At 57.7% G+C, this 2,947-nt stretch carries 1 protein-coding gene and 1 pseudogene; one reads left to right on the top strand and one right to left on the bottom strand.

From position 1 onward, the window contains the following. Window positions 1–138 precede the first annotated feature (138 nt). A complete protein-coding gene (locus B3Y70_RS08160) occupies window positions 139–2,493 on the bottom strand; it encodes a sensor domain-containing diguanylate cyclase (RefSeq protein ID WP_286893651.1) in 2,355 nt (784 codons plus the stop codon). A 169-nt stretch (window positions 2,494–2,662) separates the two neighbouring features. On the opposite strand from B3Y70_RS08160, the pseudogene B3Y70_RS08155 reads away from it, so the two are divergent. Then, window positions 2,663–2,947: pseudogene (locus tag B3Y70_RS08155) on the top strand (MotA/TolQ/ExbB proton channel family protein); the annotation flags it as partial.

The raw sequence follows: 2,947 nt of genomic DNA, 5'->3' as shown, positions 1-2,947 counted from the left end.
CTTTGCCGGCACCTGGCTTGGATTGCACCTGCTTAAATCCATCAATAACCGGTGGTTCCACACCGCCTTCAATCTGGTGCTTACCTTGCTGGCGTTCCGCTTGCTCTGGCAGGCGGCCGGCTCTGCCGGCTGGCTTGGTTAACGTCGTTCGCCTTCTTCCGGCAACGGAATCGACACTACGCAGTTCCGACCCCGGGATTTGGCGATGTAGCAGCCTTCATCAGCCCGTGCCATCACCTCTTTCGGGCCGTTGTCGTGAGCTGAAACCGGCGTCAGGCCAATGCAGACGGTGACGCCAAACTGACGACCGTCGTGTTCGATCTTCAACGCCTGTACCTTTGCCCGGATACTTTCAGCCAGGGTTTCGGCACGCGCCATACCACAGGCTGGCAACAGAATGGCGAACTCATCACCGCCAAGTCGGGCTACCGTATCCGACTGACGCACGGCCTGTTTGAACACCTCCGCCAGCCGCTTCAACAGATCATCGCCAACCAGGTGACCACCTTCATCGTTGACGGGTTTGAAGTGGTCCAGGTCGATCATCATCAGTACCGCAGGCACCGGTTGCCCGGGCGCATCCGCCAGCGCCTTGAGCAATGAGGCGGTGAACGCCCGCCGATTCAGCAACTGGGTCAGTGCATCGTGGGTGGCCTCCCAGGACAATCGCTCTTCTTCCCGCCGACGTTCGCTGTCATCCCTGAGTACAAACACCAGCCGTTCCTGCCGCTCTCCTTTGCGCATATGCAGCATGGTCAGATCGATGTCGTAGATCCGTCCAGCCAGGTTTTCCAGGGTTACGTAGCGATTGTCGATTTCGTCTCCGGCCAGAAAGGTGTCGTAAACCAGTTCTTCATTGTCGTGGCGGATGGTGACGGATTCGAAAAAGTTATGGCCCACACAGTCATCTTCCAGCGCCAGAAAACTGCAGGCGGCGCCGTTGGCGTAGCGGATAGCGCCTTCGGTATCTACCATCAGCACCCCTTCCTGGAGCACATCGAGAATCGAATCCGCCCGCTGCTGTTCCTCGCGAATGGCCCGTTCAAAGCGCATTTCCTGAGTCACATCCCGGACGGCAGTAATGGTACCAATGGCCTGGTCCGGCAGGTCGATCACCGAGGTGATGACATCCACCCAGACATAACCGGGCAGACGATGGGTTAGCAACCGTAGCCGGCTCCTGAAAAAGCTGCGGCGTACCAGAACATTGCGCCACCCTTTCATGGCCTTGTCCCGGTCTTCGCTGGCGACGGTTTCAATCAGGTAGCGATGGCGGAGCCAGTCCTCGGGGCGACCGACAATATCCAGAAACGCCGGGTTCACGAACTCTATACGGCCCAGGATATCAGTGTGTACGATGCCGATCGGTGCATTGCTAGTGAGGGACCGGAAGAAGGCCTCGCGTTCGGCCAGTGACCGGAAAATCTCATCCCGTTCCTGCCGCACCTGGTTGAAGACTTTGGCAACGTTGCGGATCTCCGACCCGCCCACCTCGGAAACAGGCTCCTCCCGCTCACCAGTGTGCCGCTGATATATCTGGACCCCGAGATTGCGCAACGGCGCCAACAACCGGTAGAAGATCCAGAAAGCCAGAGGCGCCAGTATTGATACTACCGCCAGCAACGCCCAGCTGAAGCCACCGGTCATCCTCAGTGCCGGAGCAAAGGCCTCACGCTCGGGCCAGACAGCGGCCACAAACCATGGCACCAGCGCCATTTGCGCATAGCCGGTTATGGTCCCGGTTTTCCGGCCCGGATGATCGTGGGATGTGCCCTCGAAACCGGACATCGCCTGCAGTAAAGAGGGGGACGATTTGCTTACGGGCACCATCACCTCTCCCGACAGACCATCAGCAAGCACGATGCCGTTTTGCGTTATCAGGCGCAGATAGCCGGTCTGGCCCACCCGGACACTGGCAAATTCACTCATGAAATTGTCGCCCTGCAGCAGAATCAGCCCGCCAATCATGCCGATGAATCGCTGGTTTGCATCAAACAGGGGCGCGGCCACCATAACGCCGGGCTGCTCATCAATTACGGTAATGTAGGGAGCGCTGATAATGGGCGACATCCGGCTGACCAGATCGGTGAAGTAGGGGCGCTGCGAGGCATTGAAACCGGGTACGTAATACGACGCTGGGGAAGCTGCCAGTAACCGACCATCGGCATCGAGAATAAAGGTGGCATCGAAAAGCTGGAGCAGGGCATCCTGATTACGCAGCAGGACCCGGGCCCGGTTTTCCAGCACGATCTCGGTAGAGGGGAAGCCTTCGGCCACCAATGTCAGTACATCCAGTCTTTCCGACAGCTTCAGATCCAGTTCCCTGGCGACCATTCCGGCAATGGTTTCCACTTGACCATACGCCATGTCCTCCAGCTCGGCCCGACTGAGCAGCCACCCGATGGCCGCAATGACAACCGCGGATGTCGCCACAAACACCACCACCAAAGCGACCGCTCGGTTGACCAGGCTGCCGAACCATTTTCTGACCAAATTAATAACTCCCGTTGCTCAGGCTCAGGAGGCCCGTCATGGATACCAATTAGTTGCAAACGTCACCGAAAGTCTAACAAAGGCGGGCGGATACGTCAGATCGAGACTTGAAATTCTACTGATAATCGTTATTATTTAGGTCTATTTTCGTCTCGCCGGGAATATCTGTATGGATTCCATTACTGCCACTTCCGCATCGCTGTTCGACCAAGGGCCACTCGGCCAACTGGTCGAAATGGGCGGTCCAGTCATGATCGTTCTGATCGCCATAGCTGCCATTGGCGTGATCACGTTCTTCTACCTGATGCTGTTCGGAGCCTTCTACGCCCCGCGATTTACCCGGAAGTTGCGTTATCTGGTTCAGCAATGGCAGGCATCCCCGGCCCAGACTTCCCCGGAAAAGATCAGAGCCGACGCCGGCTTGCTCGGGCGCACCAATCCACTGATGCATCTG

Origin of the sequence: Marinobacter sp. UBA5687 (assembly GCF_002420325.1) — a bacterium.
Lineage (GTDB): Bacteria > Pseudomonadota > Gammaproteobacteria > Pseudomonadales > Oleiphilaceae > Marinobacter > Marinobacter nauticus.
Note: the sequence above shows the minus strand (reverse complement) of the source record. Positions and strands in the feature narration are given on the sequence as shown.